Source organism: Mesorhizobium sp. WSM4313, from assembly GCF_002294725.1.
In the GTDB taxonomy this organism is placed as follows: domain Bacteria; phylum Pseudomonadota; class Alphaproteobacteria; order Rhizobiales; family Rhizobiaceae; genus Mesorhizobium.
The window spans coordinates 1-20,620 of record NZ_NSFT01000008.1 but is presented as its reverse complement, the minus strand read 5'-3'; the positions used below and the strand labels follow the sequence as shown (position 1 = coordinate 20,620).

Here is a 20,620-nt window from a genome sequence, read left to right as displayed (position 1 = left end):
ATGAATGCCCTTGGCGGTGGCCAATCAGGCGGCGCTGCCGCTCTTGGGCGTGCGCCGCGGCTCGAAAAGGGCCTCGGTGGCGGAACTACCGGTCGCGTCGAAGGCGAGCGCATCGCCCAGGGGGAGCGCGGCCGAGAAAAGATAGCCTTGCCCAATCACGCAGCCCAGCGAGCGCAGGATCATACGGTCGGCGTCGGTCTCGACCCCCTCGGCCATCACCTCGATGCCCAGCGTCCGGCCGAGGCCGATCACCGCCTCGACCACGGCCTGGTCCTCGAGGGATTTCGCCAGGTCGCGCACGAAATCCTTGTCGATCTTGATCTTGCGGATGCGGCTGTCCTTGAGTGAAACCAGGGTCGAGAAGCCGGTGCCGAAATCGTCGAGCACGATCGATATGCCCGCATCCGCCAGGCGCCCGACCTTTTCGTCGACCCGGTCGCGGTCGACCGGCGCCTCCTCGGTGATCTCGATCTCGAGCATCGCGGCAGGCACGTCCTTGGCCTTCAGGCCGTCGAGGATCATGTCGTCGACATTGCCGGCCTCGAGCTCGCGCGGCGAGAGGTTCATCGCGACGCGAACATCGCGGCGCCCATGCTTCACGAGCTCTGCGATGATGGCGCAGCAATTGAAGAACACCGTCTCGGTCAGAAGCGAAAGCAGCCCGGTTTCGCGCGCGGCAGTGACGATCTCGGGTGGCGAGATGGCGCCATGGACATCGTGGTGCCAGCGCAGCAGCGCCTCGAAACCAACCACCGCGTTGGTATCGAGCCGCACCAAAGGCTGGAACCAGGAGCAGAGCGTGCCGGTTTCGATGGCGCCGCGCAGGTCGCGCTCGATGCAATTCTTGCGTTCCAGCGCGGCGTCCAGCCCGGCGTCGAAGAGACAATATTCGTTCCTACCGCCGCGCTTGGCGGCATAGAGCGCGAAATCCGCCTTGAGCAGCATCTCGGTCAGTCGCGGCTTTTCCGATTGGTAGATGCCGATCGAGGCGCCGACGCGCACCGAATTCAACTCCGAATCCGGATTGGCGATGGCAGCGATGATGGCGGATGCAAGCTCGCCGGCCGCTTGCTGCGACCTGCCGGCGGAGAAAAGCAGCACGAACTCGTCGCCGCCGATGCGCGCGATCGTGGCACCTTGCGGAGCGTGGTCCTCGATCCGGCGCGCCACCTTGACCAAAAGGTCGTCGCCGATGTTGTGGCCATAGGTGTCGTTGACGGATTTGAAGCCATCGAGGTCGATCAGCATGGCCACGAACGGGCCGTCGGAGAGCCCGAGCTTGGCAATCGCCTGCTCCAGCCCATAGCGGTTGAGCAGATTCGTCAGCGGGTCGCGCCTGGAGTTGCGCTCCATCTCGGCGGCGAATTCGCGCGCCTCGTATTTGAGCCGGCTCGTCTCGCGGAAGCGGAATTGCCCGAGCAGCGCGCTCCTGACCATGCCGCCAAGGAAAAGCAGCACGGTGAAGGCGAGCACGTAATTTTCAACGCCGCCCTTGGCAAGCACGCAGCCGGCGGCGGTGAGGAGCGGCAGGATAATGAAATTGATCGAAGCCGGCGCATAGGAGGTTCCGTAGGTGACCGAACCGGCCGAAGTGCCGGCGAGCACGATCAGATAGAGCGGCGCCTGGCTGGTCGTGTATCCGTCGCTCAGCAGCGCCAGAAAAGACCAGGCGACACCCGAGGCAAGCGCCATCAGGCCATAAAGCGAAAGCCGGGCGCCCACCGCCCTCGGGTTGTCACCGGCGGCTTCCGATTGGGTGACGGCAAGCGCCACGCGCGCGCCGTTGATCAAGGCGATCGCCACGAACCACAGCACCGCGGCGAGGCCGCCCCCCGACAAGAGCTGCACCGCCAGGATCAAGGCCGAGAGCACCGTGCCGATCGGCATCGAGATGAAGACGCCCTTGCTCAGATCCGCAAGCTGGTCGCGCAGGATGCCGGCTTCCACGGCTTCGCTCCTTCCCTCGGAAGAGGGACCCGACACCAGCCGCTCGTCATGCCTTTTCATGTCTCTAATGGGTAGGCGAGCGGAATGAAAATCGTGTTAAGGATTTCAGCGGTTTACGTGGCATTTCTTGATTGAGTCTGGCCGATGCCGGGAGCTAAAAGAAAGCCGCGCGACGGCTCCCTATCAAGACGGGACCATCGGGCAACGGTTCTGACTTTTGCGGAGCGTTGCGGGTGGACAGAACGAGCGTCGCCTTCGTCCGATCAGCCGCGACCTGCCGCAGGTGAAGGCGGGGAGATAGCGGCATTGATTTCGCGGAGGCCGATGGCCTATCCGAATTGATCGGCATGGCACGGCGCGAGAAAAAACCTATCGTGTTTGTGTGACCTGAAAAAACCCCATCGGAGCCCCAACCCATGACCCTGACCAATCGAGACATCGTCGAGCTCACCGAATGGCGGCGCAAGCTGCACCGGCAGCCGGAAATTTCGAATGAGGAGGAAAGGACCGCGAAAGAGGTGGTGAATTTCCTCGCCGATACCGGGCCGGACAAGGTTCTGACCGGGCTCGGCGGCCATGGCGTGGCGGCGGTCTATGACAGCGGGCAGGCCGGCCCGACGGTGCTGTTCCGCTCGGAGCTCGATGCGCTGCCGATCGCGGAGCTTTCGGGCGTCGCCCATGCCTCCGAGGTGCCGGGCAAGTCGCATATGTGCGGCCATGACGGGCACACCGCGATCCTGGCGGCGCTCGGCCGCCAGTTCGGACGCGAAAGACCGGCGCGCGGCCGCGTCGTCTTGATGTTCCAGCCGGCCGAGGAAACCGGCAACGGCGCGGCCGGGGTCGTCGCCGACCCGCGCTTTGGCGAGATCCAGCCTGATTTTGCGTTTTCGCTGCACAACCTGCCGGGCGTGCCGTTCGGCGAGGTGCGGCTGAAGGCCGGCACCGTCAACTGCGCCTCGCGCGGCATGCGTATCGTGCTCGAGGGCAAGACGGCGCATTCCTCGATGCCCGAGACCGGCACCTCGCCGATGCCGGCGGTGAGCGAGTTGATGCCGGCGCTGCCCGCGCTCGGGCGCGGGACCTTCACCGACGAGGATTTCGGCATGGTGACCGTCACCCATTGCGCGATGGGCGAAGCCGTGTTCGGCATCGCGCCCGGCTATGCCGAAGTGTGGGCGACGCTGCGCACCCGCCGCGACGAGCGCATGGCCGAGCAGGTCGCCGCCGCGGAGGCGCTCGCGGCAAAAATCGCCGCGAAGCACGGCCTTGCCGTTCGCTTCGACTATCACGAGATCTTCCTCGCCAGCGTCAATGCGCCGGACGCTGTGGAGCATCTCAACCGCGCGCTCGACGCGGAAGGCATTGCGCGCAGCGAAGACGCGCTGCCGATGCGCGCCTCGGAGGATTTCGGTATTTTCGGCCACAATGCGAGGTCGGCGATGTTCTTCCTCGGCGCCGGCGAAAGGCACCCTTCCCTGCACAACCCCGACTATGATTTCCCGGATGATCTTATCCCGATCGGCTCGCGGATCTTCATGCGCGCGGCGCGCAATCTTTTGGGCTGAGCGGACGGCGATGATGAGCTGTCCGAACGACGCCGATCGCCATGCCGCCTAGTGTCGGGCCCGATTTCTTCGCCCGCGACGCGGTCATCGTCGCGCGCGCCCTGATCGGCGCCAGGCTTGGGCTCGCCGGCGTCGGCGGGATCATCGTCGAGACCGAGGCTTACCGGCCCGACGACCCCGCATCGCACAGCTTTCGCGGCCGCACGCCGCGCAACGCACCGATGTATGGCGTGCCCGGCGACGCCTATGTCTATCGTTCCTATGGGCTGCATTGGTGCCTGAACGCGGTGTGCCTGCCGGGCAGCGCCGTGCTGATCCGGGCGATCCAGCCGCAATCCGGCATCGCCGCGATGCGCGAGCGGCGCGGAACGGATGACGACCGGCTGCTCTGCTCCGGTCCCGGCAAGCTCTGCCAGGCGCTGGACATCGACGGTTCGCATAACGGGCTCTCGCTTACCGCGCCGCCGTTCGAGTTCGCCCGTTCCGAGGCCGACCCGGCCGCAATCCTCGCCGGTCGCCGGATCGGCCTCACCAAGGGCGTGGAAGCCGAGTGGCGCTTTGGCCTCGGCGGATCGGCCTATCTCAGCCGCAGGTTCTGAGTCGCAACCTTATCCATTCCCTGTCCCGTCACGGATCATTCGCGGCCAGCGCGCGTTTGAACAGATGACGGAGGATCGGACAATGGCGACCGACAAATACGAACGCATCAAGCGCCGCGCCTATGAGATCTGGCAACGCAGCGGCGAAGCGAATGGCCAGGACGAGGAGCACTGGCATCAGGCTTGCGAGGAAATCGAGCGCGAGGACAACGGCTTGGGCGAACAGCCGGGTGCTGCGATGCCCGGCGCGGTCACGATACCGGCCGGCAATCCGGACCGGTCGGCGGCCGAGGCGCTGGCGCGCAAGGCGCTAGCAAATCGTCCGGACAGGCCGGCCGCCGACGATCCGGCGCCGAACAAGCGCAGCCAGCGCAAAGGCTGACCCGGCCATGGTCAAAAATGTCGAACAGGCATTGGACGACGCGTTGCTGGCCATGCGCATGCTGCGCAAGTCGATCGTCGATCACGGCCATCTGGAAGCGATGGCCGATCTGGATGCCGTGATGGAAACCGCGATCACCGCGGCGGAGCAAAAACGCATCGACATCGAGCGGAAAAAGTCGACGTGAGCAGCGATGCGGCCGCGATTCTCGGCGGCCGATCGTCCTGTCTCGGCCGCGGGCTCAAACTTCCCTGCTGTCGAAGAGGAACATCTGGACCCCCGATTCATCGGGTGCGTAAAGCCGGCGGTCCGCCCCGGCCGCCTTTCCCTCCGGGCTTGCGAAAGCCCTCTTCATCGCTTCGAGATCGTCAAAATAAATTGTCCCGATCAGGTAGACATCGGATGGTCCGGCCACCGCCGTGATCGGCCCCTGGCTGACCTCGTATTTCCTCAGACCCGGGATCTTCTTGGCCAGCGGTATGTGCGTCTCGAAATAATGCTTGTCGAACGCCTCCGCGTCAGCCGGCTGCTTGTAGATGACAACCATTCCAGCCATTGCGGTTCTCCTTTTTCGTTGGGACGGAAGCAAGGACGAAATGGTGGGCGGAAACGGAACGGGACGTTGAAAAAATCTCGGGAGCGCCGAAGGTCGACGATGGCGGCTATCCCGCCCTGCCCGTTGCTTTTCGCCGCTATCTCGCTTGTGCGAAGGAGCGTTCTGTGTTCTCTCCGCCTTGAATTAGCAGGGACTCAAACGATGAGAATTGCGGTGGTCGTGGCGCTGAGCGCGGCAGTGGCTGGATGCGTGTCCTCTGCCGCCGATAATGGCGCTTCGCTGTCGCAGCAGGATCCGAAATGGTCCTCGCCGGAATGCCAGCAGGCCCGCGCCGCGGCATCGGACTACGCCCAGCGCGAGAAGGACCATCCCGGCTGGGGGTTCGGCGTGCTTCTTGGCCCTTACAGCATGGGGATGGTGGCGGCGGTCAAGGAGCATGAGCACCAGCAGCGACGGCTTCTTGCCCGCCAGATGCACCTGCAATGCTCGAGCAAGCCGCTGCCGAAGGAACTCGATTTCGATCCGGCAAGCTACGCGCCGAAGAAAACACATTATCCGTAGAGGAAGAACCGCTGGGTTCCGGTTATTCTGGCCGCTCCGCCGCGGCCTTGAGGGTGGACCATCAGCACCAGCTCATCGACAAGCCCGTGCCGCATCAGCGCGCGCAGCAGCTTGCCGCTGCCGAACACAATCAGCGCCTCGTCGTGACCTTGCTTCAGCGCGCGCACCGTCTCCCCGGCATCGCCGGCAAGCAGCGCCGAATTCTCCCAGCGCGGCTCATAGCCGGCGTCATGCGAGGCGACGAACTTCCGTGCGCCGGTCAGCGCCCTGGTCATCGGACTGGCCGGCTGACGAACAGCCCAGGCTTCGTGAAGATCCTCATAAGTCGTGCGGCCGGCGAGCAACGACCAGCCGCCGGCCATGGCGTGGCCAATGACTTCCTGCATCTTCGGGTCGCTGCCTGGATTGCCCCAACCGCCGTGCGCAAAACCATTGCGCGTGTCTTCGTCGGCGCGCCCCGGCGCCTGGAAGACACCGTCCAGCGTCACATGCTCGATGGCGACGATGCTTGCCATTTCAGCCTTCGCTCCAGGCTTTCAGCAACGGGCCTTCGCCGCCGAAGAGCGGATCCTTGTCGGGCCGGCCGACCTTCGGGATCGTGCGCAGCGCCTCGGCGTGCTGCTCCGGGCTCCGGCACAAATCATAGGTGCCGAATGGCGGATAGGCGCCGACGACGAGAAGATCGGCCGAGCCGGACAGGCGCTGATGGCCGGTGCCGGCCGGCAGGACCGCCACGTCGCCCGCCTTCACCTCCAGCACCTTGCCTTTATCGCCGCCGAAGCGGACCTCGGCGGTGCCGCGCGCGATGCCCAGCACCTCGTGAATGCGCGAGTGATAGTGGACGAAGTCGTAGATGCCGTTGCGCCAGCTGTCGCCCCAGCCATTGGCGCCGAAAATATCCTCGAAAACGGCAGCCGGATCGCCTTCGTCCGGCAGCTGCACGGCGCCGGGATAGAAGAGCATGGGCCAGCGCGGATGGTTGGGCACCAGGCCGTCATCGGCGAAGCGGAAGGCGAGCGGTTCCTGTTTGTCGACAGATTGTGCCATCCTTGCGGTTTCCTGCATGGTCTTAATGGGACCTAACGGTTTCCCGCGGATTTTGCTCCGGCCGGTCTGAGGAAGGTCACAATGGCTGCATTTCGTCTTTCGGCAATCGGCCTTTTTGCATCGGCACTTGCCTTTGCCGCCGTCGCCGCCGGCAACGCCGAGACGATGGCGGTGATCGTCGCAGCGCTTCGGCATCGAAAATGATCTAGGCCTGCCGCAGGCACATTCAGCCCGTAGCAAACCGCCACGTGGGACGCCGCCCATTGATAGATTGCGTTCGGCTTCTAACTGAATTATAGATGTCGTACATAATCTAAAATATGGAGGTCGACGATGCGCGTGAGCCGCATTCAGGCTGAGCGGAACCGGCAAACCGTGATCGATGTCGCAAGCCGGCTTTTTCGAGAGCACGGCTTTGACGGTATCGGCCTTAAGGATTTGATGAAGGGCGCCGGGCTGACCCAAGGCGCTTTCTATAAGCAGTTCGCGTCAAAGGAGGACCTTGCCGCGCAAGCTTCCAGGCGCGCGATGGAGAGCGCTGCCGACAGATGGACGGCGACCGCAGCGAATCCCGGCGATCCGCTTGGGGCGGTGATCGAGTTCTATCTCAGCATGGGCCATCGCGAGGAAAGGATGGACGGCTGCCCGGTTGCGGCGCTCGGGTCGGATGTGGCCAGACAGGGGACCGAGGTAAAAGCGTCGTTCGAAGTCGGCATCAAAGCATATCTTGAAGTGCTCGGCAGGATGATTGCCAGGACTGAGAACGAAGAAACCGGTGAAAAAGCCATGGCCGTCCTCTCGACGATGGTCGGTGCGGTGGTTCTCTCGCGCGTCGTCAATGATCCCGACCTCGCGCAGGCCTTTCTGGATGCAGCGGCCGAACAGGTTCGCGACACCGTCAGCGTCTGACCGGCGCGGGCTGGCCACTCAGATCAATAGGAGAATAGATGCGACGGATTGTTGTCACGGGCATGGGCGCGGTCACGCCCCTTGCCGCAAATATCGAGGCGTCGTGGTTACGTCTCCTGGCCGGCCGCTCGGGCATTCGAAGGCTTCCCGAGGACATGGTGGAAACCCTGCCGACAAAGATCGGCGGAACGGTTCTTTCCCTGGAGGAGGATCCCGAAGCCGGTCTCGATGCGAATGCCTTCCTGGCTCCGAAGGATCAGCGCAAGATCGATCGCTTCATCCTATTCGCGCTGGCGGCGGCGGAAGAGGCGCTTGCCCAGGCGGGATGGACGCCGGAGTCGGAAAAGGATCGGCTTCGCACCGCGACGATCATTGCTTCAGGTATCGGAGGGTTCCCCGCCATAACCGAGGCGGTGCGAACCGTCGACCAGCGCGGCGTTCGGCGTCTTTCGCCGTTCACGGTGCCGTCTTTCCTGGTGAACCTCGCCGCCGGCCACATCACGATTCGTTACGGCTTCAAGGGCCACATCGGCGCGCCGGTAACGGCGTGCGCCGCCGGCATCCAGGCGATCGGCGATGCAGCGCGCATCATCCGCGCCGATGAAGCCGACATCGCCGTGTGCGGCGGCACGGAAGCCTGCATGAACGTCGTCAGTCTGGGCGGCTTCGCGGCGGCACGCTCGCTTTCAACCTCCTTCAATCACCGTCCCGATCAGGCCTCGCGTCCGTTCGACATGACGCGGGATGGTTTCGTCATGGGCGAAGGCGCCGGCATCCTGGTCATCGAGGAATTGGGCCATGCAGTGGCGCGCGGCGCGAAACCGCTCGCCGAAGTGGTCGGCTACGGCACGACGGCGGATGCCCATCACGTCACGTCCGGTCCCGAGGATGGGGATGGCGCGCGCCGCGCCATGGAGATCGCGATCGCCCAGGCCGGCATCTCAACGCGCGAGATCCGCCATCTCAACGCGCACGCGACCTCCACGCCGGTAGGCGATCTGGGAGAAATCGAAGCGATCAAAACCGTCTTCGGCACGGATTTCTCCATAGCCGTCAGCGGAACGAAGTCGGCGACCGGACATCTGCTCGGAGCCGCCGGCGGGATTGGCGCAATCTTCACCATCCTGGCGCTGAGAGACCAGGTGGCGCCGCCGACCCTCAATTTGAGCGTCCCCGATCCGGCCGGCGACGGAATAGACTTCGTCGCAAACCGGGCGCGGCCGATGGAGATGGACTACGCGATCGCCAACGGCTTCGGCTTCGGCGGCGTCAATGCCAGCGTGCTGTTCCGGCGCTGGGACGGGCACGGCGTAAACGGTCGAGCCGCTCGTGATTGACGCTCTTTGCTCCAGCTTTTCCTGCTTTCCAGTCCAACCCAAAGAAAGTGATCTCCATGAACAGGACCAATCCTGGCGTTGCCATTGTCACAGGGGCATCCAGCGGAATCGGGCACGCAACGGCCAAGGCGCTGCAGAGCGCCGGCTTTCGCGTGTTCGGAACGAGCCGTCGCGCGGTCTCCAAGAAAACCGACGGTATTACCATGCTGACCTGCGACGTGACCGATGACACGGCCGTGGCGAAGCTGGTCGATGAGGTGCTGGCCGATGCCGGGCGCATCGACGTGCTGGTCAACAATGCCGGCATCGGCCTGCTCGGCGGCGCGGAGGAATCCTCGACTGCACAGGCCCAGGCTCTGTTCGACGTGAACGTCTTCGGTGTCATCCGTATGATCAACGCGGTGCTGCCGATCATGCGACGTCAAGGAAAGGGCAGGATCGTCAACTTGAGCTCAGTGCAGGGGTTCATCCCCGCCCCCTATTTCGCGCTTTATTCATCGACCAAACATGCCGTTGAAGGGTATTCCGAATCGCTTGACCACGAAGTGCGGCCGTTCGGAATTCGCGTTGCATTGGTCGAGCCGGCCTATACCCAGACTTTGTTCGAAGACAATCTGGCCAGGCCGGACCAGGTGCTCGACGTCTATGACGCCGCGCGCGCCGGTATGACCACAGCCGTGCGTAAGGCGATGGAAAAAGGCGATACACCCGAAGTGGTGGCCAACACCGTTCTGGCGGCTGCGATCGATCCCGCTCCGAAGCGGCGCTATGCGGCGGGAAAGACAGCGCGCCAAGTCAGTTTCCTGCGCCGTTTCGTCCCCGCATCCGCATTCGACAAGAGCCTGCGAAAGCAGCTCGGGCTGCCGGCCTGACAACGGAGCCTTTCACTCCAGCCACCCTGCCTCCTGGTCAAAGCGCCAGCAGCAATTAGCTGTTCGTCACTGACCGCATATAGGCATTCCCTATTGCAATCCCCGGAAGAAAAAGGTTGCTTAGAATCTCCGGGGGAAACGAAATCGTGAATAGAGGCGTGGTGCGGCTTCTTCCGAAGCCCAAGGTTTCAATATTCATTTGCGGATGCGGGCATACGGGGTCAACTTTGCTCGCCCGGATACTGGCTGCGCATCCGGATATTTTCTCTGTCCGCCGCGAGACAAGCGCGTTTGTCTCAAGCGATGGGGCGCGATGGACCAAGCTAAGCGCGGTTTTGCTGCAGGCAGCCATTTCACGCCGCAGCGTCTGGGTCGAAAAGACCCCGAACCATATCCACTATACGGGGCAGATCATCGAGACGATCCCGGGCGCGCGCTTCATCGTCGTCACGCGTGACGGCAGGGACATCGTGGCCTCGCTCGGGCAGCGTTACGAGGGCGATTTCGACAAGGCTTTCCAAAGATGGATCGCCGACAGCAAGGCCTCGATGGAGCGCGTCGAAAAGGGCGAAAGCATCCTGTGGCGTTATGAAGACTTCATCGAATCGCCCGCGCTTTCCATCGAACGGCTATGCCGCTTCATCGGCGTGGCCTTCGATCCAGGCATTCTGAACTATCACCAGCAGCCCGTCATATGGGGGCGCGAAAAGGCGGTGCGCACGCCCCATTCCGCTCGCCGGCACGCCCAGGTGAACCAGCCGATCACCGACTGTCGGGGCAGCTGGCGATCCAGCCTGCCTATGGAAGTGGCTTGCCGTTTCGACGCCGGCGAAGCGCGGAAAATCATGGGCTATTTCGGATACGCGCAGGCCGATCGTCCGGCAGGTGTCGATCACCAGACCTAAGCGTAGTCGAGAAGCTACCTTTTGTGCTGCGACAGATCGGAAGCAACTGTCCAAGAAGCAGCAGCCTGCGCCGACGTATTGGCGAGCGCGCGTGCCTGCCATGAACCAGCAACGTCTTCAGCATGGATTGGGCGCGCCCGGTAATCAGCACCCGAGCGCCGAGAACTGGTGGCGGCCCGACTGATCCGCGAATTCGCACAGCAGCCGGCTGCCGATCGCATAAAAGCCCAGGAAATTCGACCAATGCCGATCCGGCCAACGCCGGGAACGCGTATCGCAGGCCAAACTCACGATGCGCCGATAAAGACGCTTGACTCACCCTCCCCCTTACGGACAAGTTGCGTTGTCAGACATCTTACATACGAGAGGGAGGTTTCGTGAGGAGATTTATCGCTTGTTTCACGCTGGCTGCCGGCGCGCTCGCATTTGCGTCGGCAGCGTGGGCGGGAGAAACCCTGGATCGCGTCACAACCAAGAAGGCCATGGTGGTCGCGACCAACAGCGGTTGGCCACCGCAGAGCTTTCTCGACGAGAGCAACCAGTTGGTCGGTTTCGATATCGACGTCTCGAAAGAGATCGCCAAACGGCTCGGCGTCGAGGTCAGCTTCGAGACGCCCGATTGGGCGACCATGACCGGCGGCCACTGGCAGGGCCGCTATGATCTCGGCGTCGGCTCGGTGACGCCGACCAAGGCCCGGGCGAGGGTGATCGATTTCGCCGGCATCTATTACTACAGCCCTTATGTCTATGTGGTCCACAAGGACAGCAAGGCGAAATCCGTGGACGATCTGAACGGCAAGGTGATCGGCGTCGAGACCGCCACCACTTCGGAAGATTTCATCCGCCGCCAATTGGAGATCGACGCTCCCGGCCTTCTGCCAATCGAATACAAGCTGCAGCCTGGCGAAATCCGGACTTTCGCCGATTCCATGCTGCCGTTCGACGATTTGAGACTTGGGGACGGCGTGCGGCTCGACGCGGTCATCGCGCCCGAGCAGACCGCTCAAAACGCCATCAAGAACGGTTATCCGCTGCGCATCATCGAGGGCGACTACGCCTTCCGCGAGCCGCTGGTGGTGATCGCCGACAAGGGCGATGCCGATTGGACCACCAAGATCGGCGGCATCATCGACCAGATGAAGAAAGACGGCACGCTCGCCACGCTGACCACCAAGTGGTACGGCAAGAACTACAGCGCCGATTGACGCTCATCGCGGGCGGCCCCTCAAGGCCGCCTGCTTCCGTCAGAACCTATCATGACTTATCCCGACACCTATTATCGCCGTACACTTGCCGACGAGAAGGTCAGACCACCGCTCGCGGGTCCGGCCGGATGCGACACGGTCATTGTCGGCGGCGGACTGGCCGGTCTGACGACGGCGCTGCAGCTGGCGCGCGCCGGGCAGCAGGTCGTGCTGCTCGAAGCCGAGAGTATCGGCTTCGGCGCCTCGGGCCGCAACGGCGGCTTCGTCAGCCCCGGCTTCGCGACCGGCAGCGACAAGATCGCCGCGATGGCCGGCGCGGCGGCGGCACGAGAGCTGCATCGGCTGTCGATCGAAGGCGTCGATTTCGTGCGGCAGACGATCAAGGATCTCGACATCACGGCAGCGAAGCCTCGCCCCGGAATCATGGGCGTGCTGCGCCATGACGGCGGCGCCGAACTGAGGGCTCATGCAGAGAAACTGGCGCGGGATTTTGACTATCCGCTCGAATATCTCGAGCGCGAGCAAGTGCGCGCTGTGCTGCGTTCCGAGCGTTACTACCAAGGCCTGCGCGATGCCAACGCCTTCCACATGCATCCGCTGAACTATCTGCGCGCCATCGGGGCGGAGATCGAGCGGCTGGGCGGCAGGATTTACGAGGGCTCCAGCGCGATCGAGGCTAAACTCGATGGCCCGCACAAGACGCTACGCACCGCAAGCGGCGAAGTACGCGCGCGGCAAGCGGTGTTTGCCACCGGCGGCTATACAGGACCGCTGGTCGGCCGGCTGAAGCGGGCCATGTTGCCGATCGCGACCTATGTGATGCTGACCGAGGAAGCCCCCGATCTCATCGCCGACGCCATCGCTACGACGGATGCCGTCGGCGACAACCGCCGGGCCGGCGACTACTACCGCGTCGTGGAGGATGGAAAGCGGCTGCTCTGGGGCGGGCGCATCACTACGCGGGCCGCTTCGCCGGCGGCGCTGGCCAGGGAACTGCGCCGGGAGATGGTTGGAACCTACCCCCAGCTCGCTGCGCTCAAGACCGAACTCGCCTGGTCGGGGCTGATGGCCTACGCCCGCCACCTGATGCCCCAGATCGGGCAGCTGCAGCCAGGCGCCTGGTATCTCACCGCGTTTGGCGGGCACGGCATCAACACGACGGCCATAGCCGGCAAGGTGGTCGCCGAGGCGGTACTCGGCCAATCGGACCGCCACCTTCTGTTCGCGCCGTTCGGACTGGCCTGGGCAGGCGGACCGGTGGGGCTTGCCGCGGCGCAACTCACCTATTGGAAGCTGCAGGCGCAAGATTGGTGGCGCGAACGCCCCCGCTAACCAGAAGGGAGATCGACAGGTGATCGGCAGACTGCTGCTCAACTATCCGGACGCCACGCGCCGCATCGGCGTGTGCCTGGCGCTCGCCGCTTTCGCCGCGGGCCTCTACGGTCTCGGCATCAAGGCAGACTGGATCGGCAAGCTGATCCCGAGCTCGATCGAATGGCTTGCGGCCAATCCCGTGGTGGCGCGAGCCGTCTCGGCGATGCTGATCGCGCTGATCGTGGCCGCCAACTGGAAGGCGCTGCAGCAACTCGGGCGCAAGCAGCAGATCGTGGCGGTATGGATCGAGCTGTTCGTGCTGCTGATGCTGTTCTTCTATTCCTTTGACCTGTCCTTTTCTTTCATCGCCCGGAAGATCGGTTTCCTCATCTCGCAGGGCGTGGTGACCACGCTCTACATTTCCGCCATTTCGATCGCCATCGCGACAGTCATCGCCTTCATCGGCGCCATAGCCAAGCTCTCCAAGAACGGCATCGTCTATGGCCTGGCAACGTTCTACACTTCGCTGTTTCGCGGTTTGCCGCTGCTGATGCAGATCTACATCATCTATCTCGGCCTGCCGCAGGTCGGTTATGTGATCGGGGCCGTGCCTGCCGGGATCATGGCGCTGTCGCTTTGCTACGGCGCCTATATGACCGAGATTTTCCGTGCCGGCATCGAAAGCATCCCGCGCGGCCAGACGGAAGGCGCCACCGCACTTGGGCTCAGCCCCAATCAAACAATGTTCCTGGTGATCCTGCCGCAGGCGATGCGCGTCATCGTGCCGCCGACGGGCAATCAGTTCATCGCGATGCTGAAGGATTCCTCCCTGGTCTCGGTGGTCGGGGTCTGGGAGATCATGTATCTGGCGCGCACGCAGGGCCAGACCGAGTTCCGGCATATCGAGATGCTGATCACCGCCTCGATGATCTATTGGCTTTTGTCCATCGGGCTCGAATTCCTGCAGTCCCGCATCGAGGAACGCTTCGGGCGATCGCTCAAACGCTGAGCTTCAATGCGGCATCCCCTCCTGGGGAAAGCCGCCGAGATGGCAGCAGGCCAGAGCGGCATGGTCGCGGCCGCTTTCGAGGCATTGCACCAGCGGCCTCCTGGCAAGCCATGCATGCAGGAAACCGGCGATGAAACTGTCGCCGGCGCCGGTCGTGTCGACGACTTGGACCGGGCGGATGCCGGTCTCGGCGCGCTCGCGGGCCGTCAGCGCCATCGACCCCTTGGCACCGCGCATGACGACGGCGCAGCCTGCGCCGCGCGACAGAAGATTCGCGGCCATCGCTTCGGCCGCGTCGCGAGATCGGCCGGTCGAGCAGAAAACTATGCTCAAACCCTCCACAGCGAGATCGGCGGGATCGGCGTTGACCGAGATGTCCTGCGAGACGCTGACGCCTGCCCGCGACAGGTGCCTGCGCAAGGCGCCGCCATCGTCCAGCCAGCCGATATGGACGTGATCCATTGCCTCCAGGATCGCCAGTTCGGCCTCGTCCGGCGCATAGCCGGCGCAGGCGCCGAAATCCTCGGCGGTAATCAAACGCTCACCGGACGGCAAGACGTTGATGTCGGTCCAGGCGGTGTTGCGCTGGCGTATGCGCAGGTGCTCGACCGCCACCCGATTGGCTTCGAGCTCGGCGCGGGTGCGTTCGCCCTCCGCGTCGCTGCCGACCGCGCCGAAATAGAAGCTGCCGTGGCCAAGCCGGGCGAGCTGGACGGCGACGTTGAGCGCGTTGCCGCCGACCAGCGAGCGGCCGATCGGCGCTCCGAGGCGGTCGATGCAGTTGTCGCCGACGGCGGCAAATCGAAAACTGCTCATATCCTGCGCTGCACGATCAAGCTGACGCCGAGAGCTAAGCTCAATAGGCAACGCGCTTGTAGTAGCGGCGCGTCGTCAGCGGGTGGTTGCGGATCACCTCGAGATGCGCGCTGACCCGTTCGAGGGCGGTCGCGAGCACGATCGGCGAAACCAGCGCGCGCACATCCGGCGAAATGCCGGGCAATTCGAAATCGGCCGTGTCGAGCACCGTCAACTTGTCCGTATAGGCAGGCGCGAATTTCTCGACGCGATCGGCCAGCGGCCGGGCGCTGTCCTCGCCCTTGAAGAGCACGACACTGACGTCTTTGTCCACCAGCTCCAGCGTGCCGTGGAAAAAGTCTGAAGCATGCACGGGGCGGGTCCGGATCCACTGCATCTCCTCCAGGATGCACATGCCGTAATACCAGGCCTGCGGCCAGACATTCCCGGCGCCGGTTATGATGTGATAGTCGGAGGCGGCCAGTTTGTGCGCGAAGCCGGCGGCTTCCTGTTCATAGCTCCGCTTCACCTCCAGCAACAGTCGCGGCAACTGCTCCAGTTCGGCGAAAATCCGTTCCGATTCGGCGAGCTCGCCGCGATGCTTCAGCACTGCAAGCGCGATGAAGAGCGACTGGAGATAGAAGGACTCGCAGGACGTGTCGTCCTCGGCGAAGTTGACGAAGACATGGTCCCCGCCCTTGCCGAGCGGCGTCTCCTCATGTCCGACCAGTGTGATCACCGTCGCCCCGACGTCCTTGATCCGGGACAGCAGTGCCACGCTTTCCTTGGTCGTGCCGGAGAGCGAGGGCAACACGACGATCGATTTGTCGGTCAGGTGCACGGATTGGACAAGCTGCAGCTCGGCGGTGATGTCGACGAAGGCCGGAAAGCCAGATCGGCGCTGCAGCAATTGCGCCGCCGGATGCATCAGGATCGCTGCACCGCCGGTGCCGAGAAAGAAGATGTTTTGCGCCCCGGCGGCGAGGCACTGCGCCACAACGGCTTCAATGCGCTCGCGCAAGGCCACCGCCCCCGATTGGATGCGCATAAACCGGGCTTCGTCGAAATTGAGCATCGTTCCCTCGATCAATTCAGTTGTAAGACAACTGACATCTACTGGAGCGCATTTCAAGAGAAATTTTGCGAAAGATTCGCATGCGTTGCCTATGCGACGTGCGATCGCCACGGCATGTCCCCGCTTGACCTGAGCGCGATTGTCCGACAACAAAAAGAGAGTTGGCACAATGGGGAAGAGGGACTTGGACGAGCCGCTTCGGGACGCGCGCACATTGGCGGTTCAGCTGCGCGACCGCATGGCCGACCTCATCAGGACCGAAGGGCTCAAGCCCGGCGACCGGCTGCCAACGGAATCCCAGCTGACGCAGCGCTTCCGCATCTCGCGCCCTGCCCTGCGCGAAGCGCTGAAGCTTCTTGAACAGGACGGCATCATCTCCGTCACTCATGGTCTCGGCCGCTTCGTGACCGCGAACTCCGCCGTCCAGGTCGACCGCCCGATCACGGTGTTCGAAAGCGTGACCGACATGTCGCGCCACTATGGCTACAACACCGTCAACAAGGTTCTTTCCATCGCCGAGGAAACGCCCGATCCATTGATCCAGCAGCGATTGCGGTTAGCGGACGGAGAGCGCGTCATCCGGCTTGAACGGCTGCGGTTGCACAACGATCTGCCCCTCATCTATTCACTCGACTACGTACCGCGCAGCCTTTTGCCGGGGCGCCTTTTCGACATCGAATGGAGCGGCTCGCTGCTCGCCCTGCTGGAAAAGCACCGCCATCAGCCGCGTATGTCGGCCGCTTCCGTTGCAGCCGTAACGCTGCCCGAGGAAATCGTGCAGCGCAACGACTTGCGCGACTTTGGGCCAGCCCTGCTCATTACGGAAACCTGTTTCGATGGGACCGGAGCCCCGGTCGTCCATGCCGCCGTCTATCACCGCGGCAGCCATTTCACCTTCAGCTTCGCACGAAAGTGAAAGCTCAATGGTGGCGATGACCAGTGTCAGGTGCCTTGCAGATATCGAGGGCCGCGACTAGCGCGAGCAGCCGGGAGACCTTGAGCCGCGGCGCGAAGAAGCAGCGCAGATAGGGCTGGTTGGTTATGACGTAATGGTTCTCGCAGATATGGTATCGGCCGTCCGGCGATTCCTGCACGCGGTCTGGCGGGATGTTGAAGCCATCGGGAAGATAGACATAGCCGCCGTCGGCCCCGGATTGCACGGCAGACTCGGGGATGGGGCGGCAATCCGTGCCGCCGCAACATTTGAAGTTGGTCACCGGGTCGACCTTGTTTTCGTACCAGTCATGGGCGTCGGCGCCTGTCGCGGCGACAATCCACATGACTGTGACGATGACCCTTCGCATGGCGTTCCTCGACGGTGCGGAGGCGCTGCTCATTCGAGCATCATCTATATTAGCGTTCCGCCGGAAACGCCATTGGCCGCGAAGGTCTGGAAGGCGACGCCGGCCCTTGTGGACGGCAATAGGTGAAGCCGGAACCTTCAAATCGAGGTCCGGCTCTACCGCTCACACCAGCCTTTGCCCGCCGTCGATATGGACGGTCTCGCCGGTCATGAACTCGTTCTGCATCAGGTAGAGATAGGCCGGCGCGATATCGGCGGACCTGGCGATCTTTCCGACCGGCAGTCGGGCGCCCATCTGCTCGAAATAGCCTGATTTGGCGGCGCCGACGATCTCGTCCCACATTTCGGTATCGACCCAACCGGGCGAGACGATGTTGACGCGGGTTGGCGCAAGTTCCAGCGCCAGCGCGCGGGCGAAATAGGTGAAGGAGCCGGCGACCGCCGCGACGACCGAGCCGCCGGGGACCGGCGGACGGTCCTTGTTGATGCCCGAGGTGAAGATCATCGAGCCAGGCTTGTTCAGCGTGCGCACGGCGTGCTTGGCCAGCATCACTGCGCCGATCAGCTTGCCGTCGACAAATTGGCGTACGAAATCCATGTCGGTCTCGCCGATCGGATAATTGGGCGGCGGCGTGCCGGCCGTCGCCACCAGATGATCGAAAGCGCCGGCTTGCTCGAACAAGCCGGACACCTCGGCCTCATTGGCCATGTCGGCGGCGATGCCTGTCACGCGCCCTGCCCCGCCGAGCCGCTTTTCGGCGGCCTTCAGCTTTTCGGCCGAACGGCCGGCGATCACCACCTCCGCGCCGCTTTCAAGCGCCGCTGCCGCGACGCCGAAGCCGATGCCGGAGCTGCCGCCGACGACGATGATCTTCTTTCCATTGAGCGATGTCGTGGGGAGATTGGTCATGGGTCTTCTCCGTCTTTCCGCGATGGGTTCAAAATCAGGCGCGGCCGGCGTGGGCTGCTTCGATATCGGCGAGGATGATCTTCTTCATCGAATACATCGCCTGACGCGCCCGGTCGGCCTTGGCGCGGTCGGGGTCGTTCATCAGGCGCAGCGCCGGTTCGGGAATGACCTGCCAATAGACGCCGAACTTGTCCCTCAGCCAGCCGCAGGGCTGCTCCGAGCCGCCGCCGGCGGTCAGCGCGTTCCAAAAATAATCGGTTTCGGCCTGGTCCTTGGTTTCGATGTAGAGCGAAATCCGCTCGTTGAAGGGCGGCACTCCGCCGGCGTTGAGCGCGGTGAAGCGCTGGCCTTCGAGCTCGAAATCGAAGATCGCATGCGGCTTGTCGGTGAACTCGATGGTCCGCAGCGCGCAGCTGTTCTTGAAGACCGAGAGATAGAAATCTCGCGCGGCTTCGGCATCGAGGTTGAACCAGAGGAAGGGATGAACGGTGGCCATGATGTCCTCGCAGGTTTGATCTGAAGTGAGTATTGATCACAAATTCTGTGAGGATTTTTGATTGGAAAAGGCTCGACGGACAAACCAAAATTTGGCAAGTATTTGTTACCATACCTCACAAATGGATTATCGTCATGGCCCGCAGACTGCCGCCGCTCAACGCCTTGCCGGCCTTCGAGGCCGCTGCACGGCATTTGAATTTTTCGCGGGCCGCCGACGAACTCAACCTCACCCATGGCGCGATCAGCCGCGCCGTGAAGCATCTGGAGGACCAGCTCGGCGTGCAGCTTTTCGAGCGGGCGACGCGTTCGGTGCGACTCACTCCTGTCGGCGAGCCTTATGCGGTCGCCGTGCGCGAGGCGCTCGACCAGGTTGCGCTGGCGACGCAAACCGCGACCTCGCGCCATTCCGGCTCGACGCTCAACGTCAGCACCTCGGACGGCTTCGCCGGAAAATGGCTGGTGCCGAGGCTCTACCGCTTTCATCGCGCGCATGGCGATATCGACGTGCGCGTCTCGACCACCGGGCGACTGACCAATTTCCGCGGCGACGGCATCGACGTCGCCATCCGCTACGGCGCCGGCCACTATCACGGGCTGACGTCGGAATTTCTCACCGGCGAGGAAGTCTTTCCGGTCTGCAGCCCGAAGCTTTTGGAAGGGCCGCATCCGCTCAAGCAGCCGCAGGACCTCAAGCACCACACGCTGATCCGCGACGGCTACCGCATCGACTGGGCCGCGTGGCTGGCCAGCGCCGGCGTCGAAGATGTCGACCCGAATAGCGGGCTCACTTTCGATTCAGCCACTTTCGCGGTGGAGTCGGCCGTGCAGGGCGAAGGCGTGGTGCTCGGCCGGACCATGCTCGTCTCGGCCGATCTCGCCACCGGCAGGCTGGTGCGGCCCTTCGATCATGCGCTGAAGGCGGTCTCCAGCTTCTATCTGGTCTACCCGCCGGAGGCGATCCGCCAGCGCAAGGTGAAGGCGTTTCGCGATTGGCTGTTTTCGGAGATCGAGCCGCTTTAACGGGCGAGCTCCGGGCTCGACAGCCAAAAGCCGGACGGCTTTCCGCCAACTCGATTCGCCTTGCGAAGACTGCTGGGCGGATAATGCCGCCACAGAGCGGCTAGGCAAGCAACGCCGCATTGAAACTTTCAACGGTCTTCCCAGTTCGGTTGGAAGGAGGATCTTGATATGACTGAACCCGGTGAAGGGAGTTCCCACGGTCGAATTGACGACAAGCAGCTCGTCATTCTGCTGAAAGAGAAAACCGGCATCTCGGAGGCCCAAGCCAGAAGGCTGATAAAGGCCGTTGGGCGCGACCGACCGTCGCTTCTGCGAGAAGCACGCATCATAAGGGCGCGTGTTCAGACGTCCACCTCAAGTCGCGTGTGACCGGCTGAATGCGGCGGATGCCCGCCGGATCTGGCGGCGGCATTTCGCGACCGGCTGCTTCGAAGATCGACCCGGCTGAAGCAAAGCTCGCCGGAAATTCCCTGCTTGCGAAGACGTGCTTGTTGCGCGATGCTCCGCAAAATGGCTGGCGAATATCTGGACCACAAACTGGAATGCCCGTTTTGCGGCACCATTCGTCTGCAGATCCCGGCCGATGCCCAGCCAGCAACACCGATCCATTGCGCCGAGTGCGGCGCATATCTCGGCACGTGGGACGAGCTTCAAACCGACTTCGAGCAGCAAGGCGGTACCGACGGCGTGTTCCGGCTGGATAAGGGACGTATCCAGAAGCTTAATTCCAGCCGATGATTAGCCGCAGCTGACGCAGCCGTCCGGGCTCAGAAAAGCGCCCAACAGGGCAACCGACGGCATGGGCGGGGGG

General features: G+C 63.3%; 25 protein-coding genes. 16 read left to right on the top strand and 9 right to left on the bottom strand.

The features are described from left to right. Window positions 1-24 precede the first annotated feature (24 nt). Complete coding sequence (locus CK219_RS18750) at window positions 25-2,007, bottom strand: GGDEF domain-containing phosphodiesterase (protein ID WP_095768241.1); 1,983 nt, start codon at window positions 2,005-2,007, stop codon at window positions 25-27. A gap of 356 nt (window positions 2,008-2,363) precedes the next feature. Between CK219_RS18750 and CK219_RS18745 the strand changes: the two genes are divergently transcribed. From CK219_RS18745 to CK219_RS18730, 4 genes are all read left to right on the top strand, one after another. Further along, window positions 2,364-3,512 carry an amidohydrolase gene (locus CK219_RS18745; protein ID WP_095768240.1) on the top strand — a complete coding sequence of 383 codons (1,149 nt, stop codon included), beginning with the start codon at window positions 2,364-2,366 and terminating at the stop codon, window positions 3,510-3,512. Between the two features lie 41 nt (window positions 3,513-3,553). After that, the gene (locus tag CK219_RS18740; protein ID WP_095768239.1) at window positions 3,554-4,111 is read left to right on the top strand and encodes a DNA-3-methyladenine glycosylase; all 558 of its coding nucleotides are present in this window, start codon (window positions 3,554-3,556) and stop codon (window positions 4,109-4,111) included. Between the two features lie 82 nt (window positions 4,112-4,193). Further along, window positions 4,194-4,493 carry a DUF2934 domain-containing protein gene (locus CK219_RS18735; protein WP_176477069.1) on the top strand — a complete coding sequence of 100 codons (300 nt, stop codon included), beginning with the start codon at window positions 4,194-4,196 and terminating at the stop codon, window positions 4,491-4,493. 7 nt (window positions 4,494-4,500) lie between these two features. Further along, complete coding sequence (locus CK219_RS18730; RefSeq protein WP_095768237.1) at window positions 4,501-4,680, top strand: hypothetical protein; 180 nt, start codon at window positions 4,501-4,503, stop codon at window positions 4,678-4,680. A gap of 54 nt (window positions 4,681-4,734) precedes the next feature. Here CK219_RS18730 and CK219_RS18725 read toward each other — a convergent pair whose 3' ends face one another. Then, window positions 4,735-5,049 (bottom strand): EthD family reductase, encoded by a 315-nt coding sequence (locus CK219_RS18725; RefSeq protein ID WP_095768236.1) that lies wholly within the window; start codon window positions 5,047-5,049, stop codon window positions 4,735-4,737. 201 nt (window positions 5,050-5,250) lie between these two features. Between CK219_RS18725 and CK219_RS18720 the strand changes: the two genes are divergently transcribed. Continuing rightward, window positions 5,251-5,610: a hypothetical protein gene (locus tag CK219_RS18720; RefSeq protein WP_095768235.1), complete on the top strand. Its 360-nt coding sequence runs from the start codon at window positions 5,251-5,253 to the stop codon at window positions 5,608-5,610. Here CK219_RS18720 and CK219_RS18715 read toward each other — a convergent pair. Together CK219_RS18715 and CK219_RS18710 are read right to left on the bottom strand one after the other, a co-directional pair. After that, window positions 5,601-6,125 carry a dihydrofolate reductase family protein gene (locus tag CK219_RS18715; RefSeq protein ID WP_095768234.1) on the bottom strand — a complete coding sequence of 175 codons (525 nt, stop codon included), beginning with the start codon at window positions 6,123-6,125 and terminating at the stop codon, window positions 5,601-5,603. The genes CK219_RS18720 and CK219_RS18715 overlap by 10 nt on opposite strands. A gap of 1 nt (window position 6,126) precedes the next feature. Then, window positions 6,127-6,657, bottom strand: coding sequence for a cupin (locus tag CK219_RS18710; protein ID WP_095768465.1), 531 nt, complete (start codon window positions 6,655-6,657; stop codon window positions 6,127-6,129). Window positions 6,658-6,738: 81 nt separating this feature from the next. Here CK219_RS18710 and CK219_RS32605 point away from each other — a divergent pair, with 81 nt between their 5' ends. From CK219_RS32605 to CK219_RS18675, 8 genes are all read left to right on the top strand, one after another. Continuing rightward, window positions 6,739-6,861: a hypothetical protein gene (locus CK219_RS32605; RefSeq protein ID WP_263497044.1), complete on the top strand. Its 123-nt coding sequence runs from the start codon at window positions 6,739-6,741 to the stop codon at window positions 6,859-6,861. 129 nt (window positions 6,862-6,990) lie between these two features. Then, entirely contained in the window at window positions 6,991-7,566 is a 576-nt protein-coding gene (locus tag CK219_RS18705; RefSeq protein WP_095768233.1) for a TetR/AcrR family transcriptional regulator, read from the top strand. A gap of 38 nt (window positions 7,567-7,604) precedes the next feature. Further along, window positions 7,605-8,903, top strand: coding sequence for a beta-ketoacyl-ACP synthase II (gene fabF / locus CK219_RS18700; RefSeq protein ID WP_095768232.1), 1,299 nt, complete (start codon window positions 7,605-7,607; stop codon window positions 8,901-8,903). Between the two features lie 56 nt (window positions 8,904-8,959). Further along, complete coding sequence (locus tag CK219_RS18695) at window positions 8,960-9,775, top strand: oxidoreductase (RefSeq protein ID WP_095768231.1); 816 nt, start codon at window positions 8,960-8,962, stop codon at window positions 9,773-9,775. 146 nt (window positions 9,776-9,921) lie between these two features. Further along, a complete protein-coding gene (locus CK219_RS18690) occupies window positions 9,922-10,680 on the top strand; it encodes a sulfotransferase (protein WP_348628339.1) in 759 nt (252 codons plus the stop codon). Window positions 10,681-11,057: 377 nt separating this feature from the next. Beyond that, complete coding sequence (locus CK219_RS18685) at window positions 11,058-11,885, top strand: transporter substrate-binding domain-containing protein (protein WP_095768229.1); 828 nt, start codon at window positions 11,058-11,060, stop codon at window positions 11,883-11,885. Window positions 11,886-11,936: 51 nt separating this feature from the next. Then, entirely contained in the window at window positions 11,937-13,217 is a 1,281-nt protein-coding gene (locus tag CK219_RS18680; protein ID WP_095768228.1) for an FAD-binding oxidoreductase, read from the top strand. Window positions 13,218-13,236: 19 nt separating this feature from the next. After that, on the top strand, window positions 13,237-14,208 hold the full coding sequence (locus CK219_RS18675) for an amino acid ABC transporter permease (RefSeq protein WP_095768227.1): 972 nt from the start codon (window positions 13,237-13,239) through the stop codon (window positions 14,206-14,208). Between the two features lie 3 nt (window positions 14,209-14,211). On the opposite strand, the gene CK219_RS18670 is transcribed toward CK219_RS18675, so the two are convergent. Both CK219_RS18670 and CK219_RS18665 read right to left on the bottom strand, forming a co-directional pair. Next, window positions 14,212-15,024 carry a PfkB family carbohydrate kinase gene (locus CK219_RS18670; RefSeq protein ID WP_095768226.1) on the bottom strand — a complete coding sequence of 271 codons (813 nt, stop codon included), beginning with the start codon at window positions 15,022-15,024 and terminating at the stop codon, window positions 14,212-14,214. A gap of 40 nt (window positions 15,025-15,064) precedes the next feature. Then, a complete protein-coding gene (locus CK219_RS18665; protein ID WP_095768225.1) occupies window positions 15,065-16,078 on the bottom strand; it encodes an SIS domain-containing protein in 1,014 nt (337 codons plus the stop codon). A gap of 184 nt (window positions 16,079-16,262) precedes the next feature. Between CK219_RS18665 and CK219_RS18660 the strand changes: the two genes are divergently transcribed. Further along, window positions 16,263-16,994 (top strand): GntR family transcriptional regulator, encoded by a 732-nt coding sequence (locus CK219_RS18660; RefSeq protein ID WP_095768464.1) that lies wholly within the window; start codon window positions 16,263-16,265, stop codon window positions 16,992-16,994. 4 nt (window positions 16,995-16,998) lie between these two features. Here CK219_RS18660 and CK219_RS18655 read toward each other — a convergent pair whose 3' ends face one another. From CK219_RS18655 to CK219_RS18645, 3 genes are all read right to left on the bottom strand, one after another. Beyond that, entirely contained in the window at window positions 16,999-17,382 is a 384-nt protein-coding gene (locus tag CK219_RS18655) for a hypothetical protein (protein ID WP_141245377.1), read from the bottom strand. Window positions 17,383-17,544: 162 nt separating this feature from the next. After that, window positions 17,545-18,291, bottom strand: a complete 747-nt coding sequence (locus tag CK219_RS18650; RefSeq protein WP_095768223.1) for an SDR family oxidoreductase — start codon at window positions 18,289-18,291, stop codon at window positions 17,545-17,547. 34 nt (window positions 18,292-18,325) lie between these two features. Continuing rightward, on the bottom strand, window positions 18,326-18,787 hold the full coding sequence (locus CK219_RS18645; RefSeq protein ID WP_095768222.1) for a VOC family protein: 462 nt from the start codon (window positions 18,785-18,787) through the stop codon (window positions 18,326-18,328). A gap of 134 nt (window positions 18,788-18,921) precedes the next feature. Between CK219_RS18645 and CK219_RS18640 the strand changes: the two genes are divergently transcribed. Both CK219_RS18640 and CK219_RS18635 read left to right on the top strand, forming a co-directional pair. Then, on the top strand, window positions 18,922-19,809 hold the full coding sequence (locus CK219_RS18640) for a transcriptional regulator GcvA (protein ID WP_095768221.1): 888 nt from the start codon (window positions 18,922-18,924) through the stop codon (window positions 19,807-19,809). Window positions 19,810-20,319: 510 nt separating this feature from the next. Beyond that, on the top strand, window positions 20,320-20,547 hold the full coding sequence (locus CK219_RS18635) for a hypothetical protein (protein WP_095768463.1): 228 nt from the start codon (window positions 20,320-20,322) through the stop codon (window positions 20,545-20,547). The last annotated feature ends 73 nt before the right edge of the window (window positions 20,548-20,620 follow it).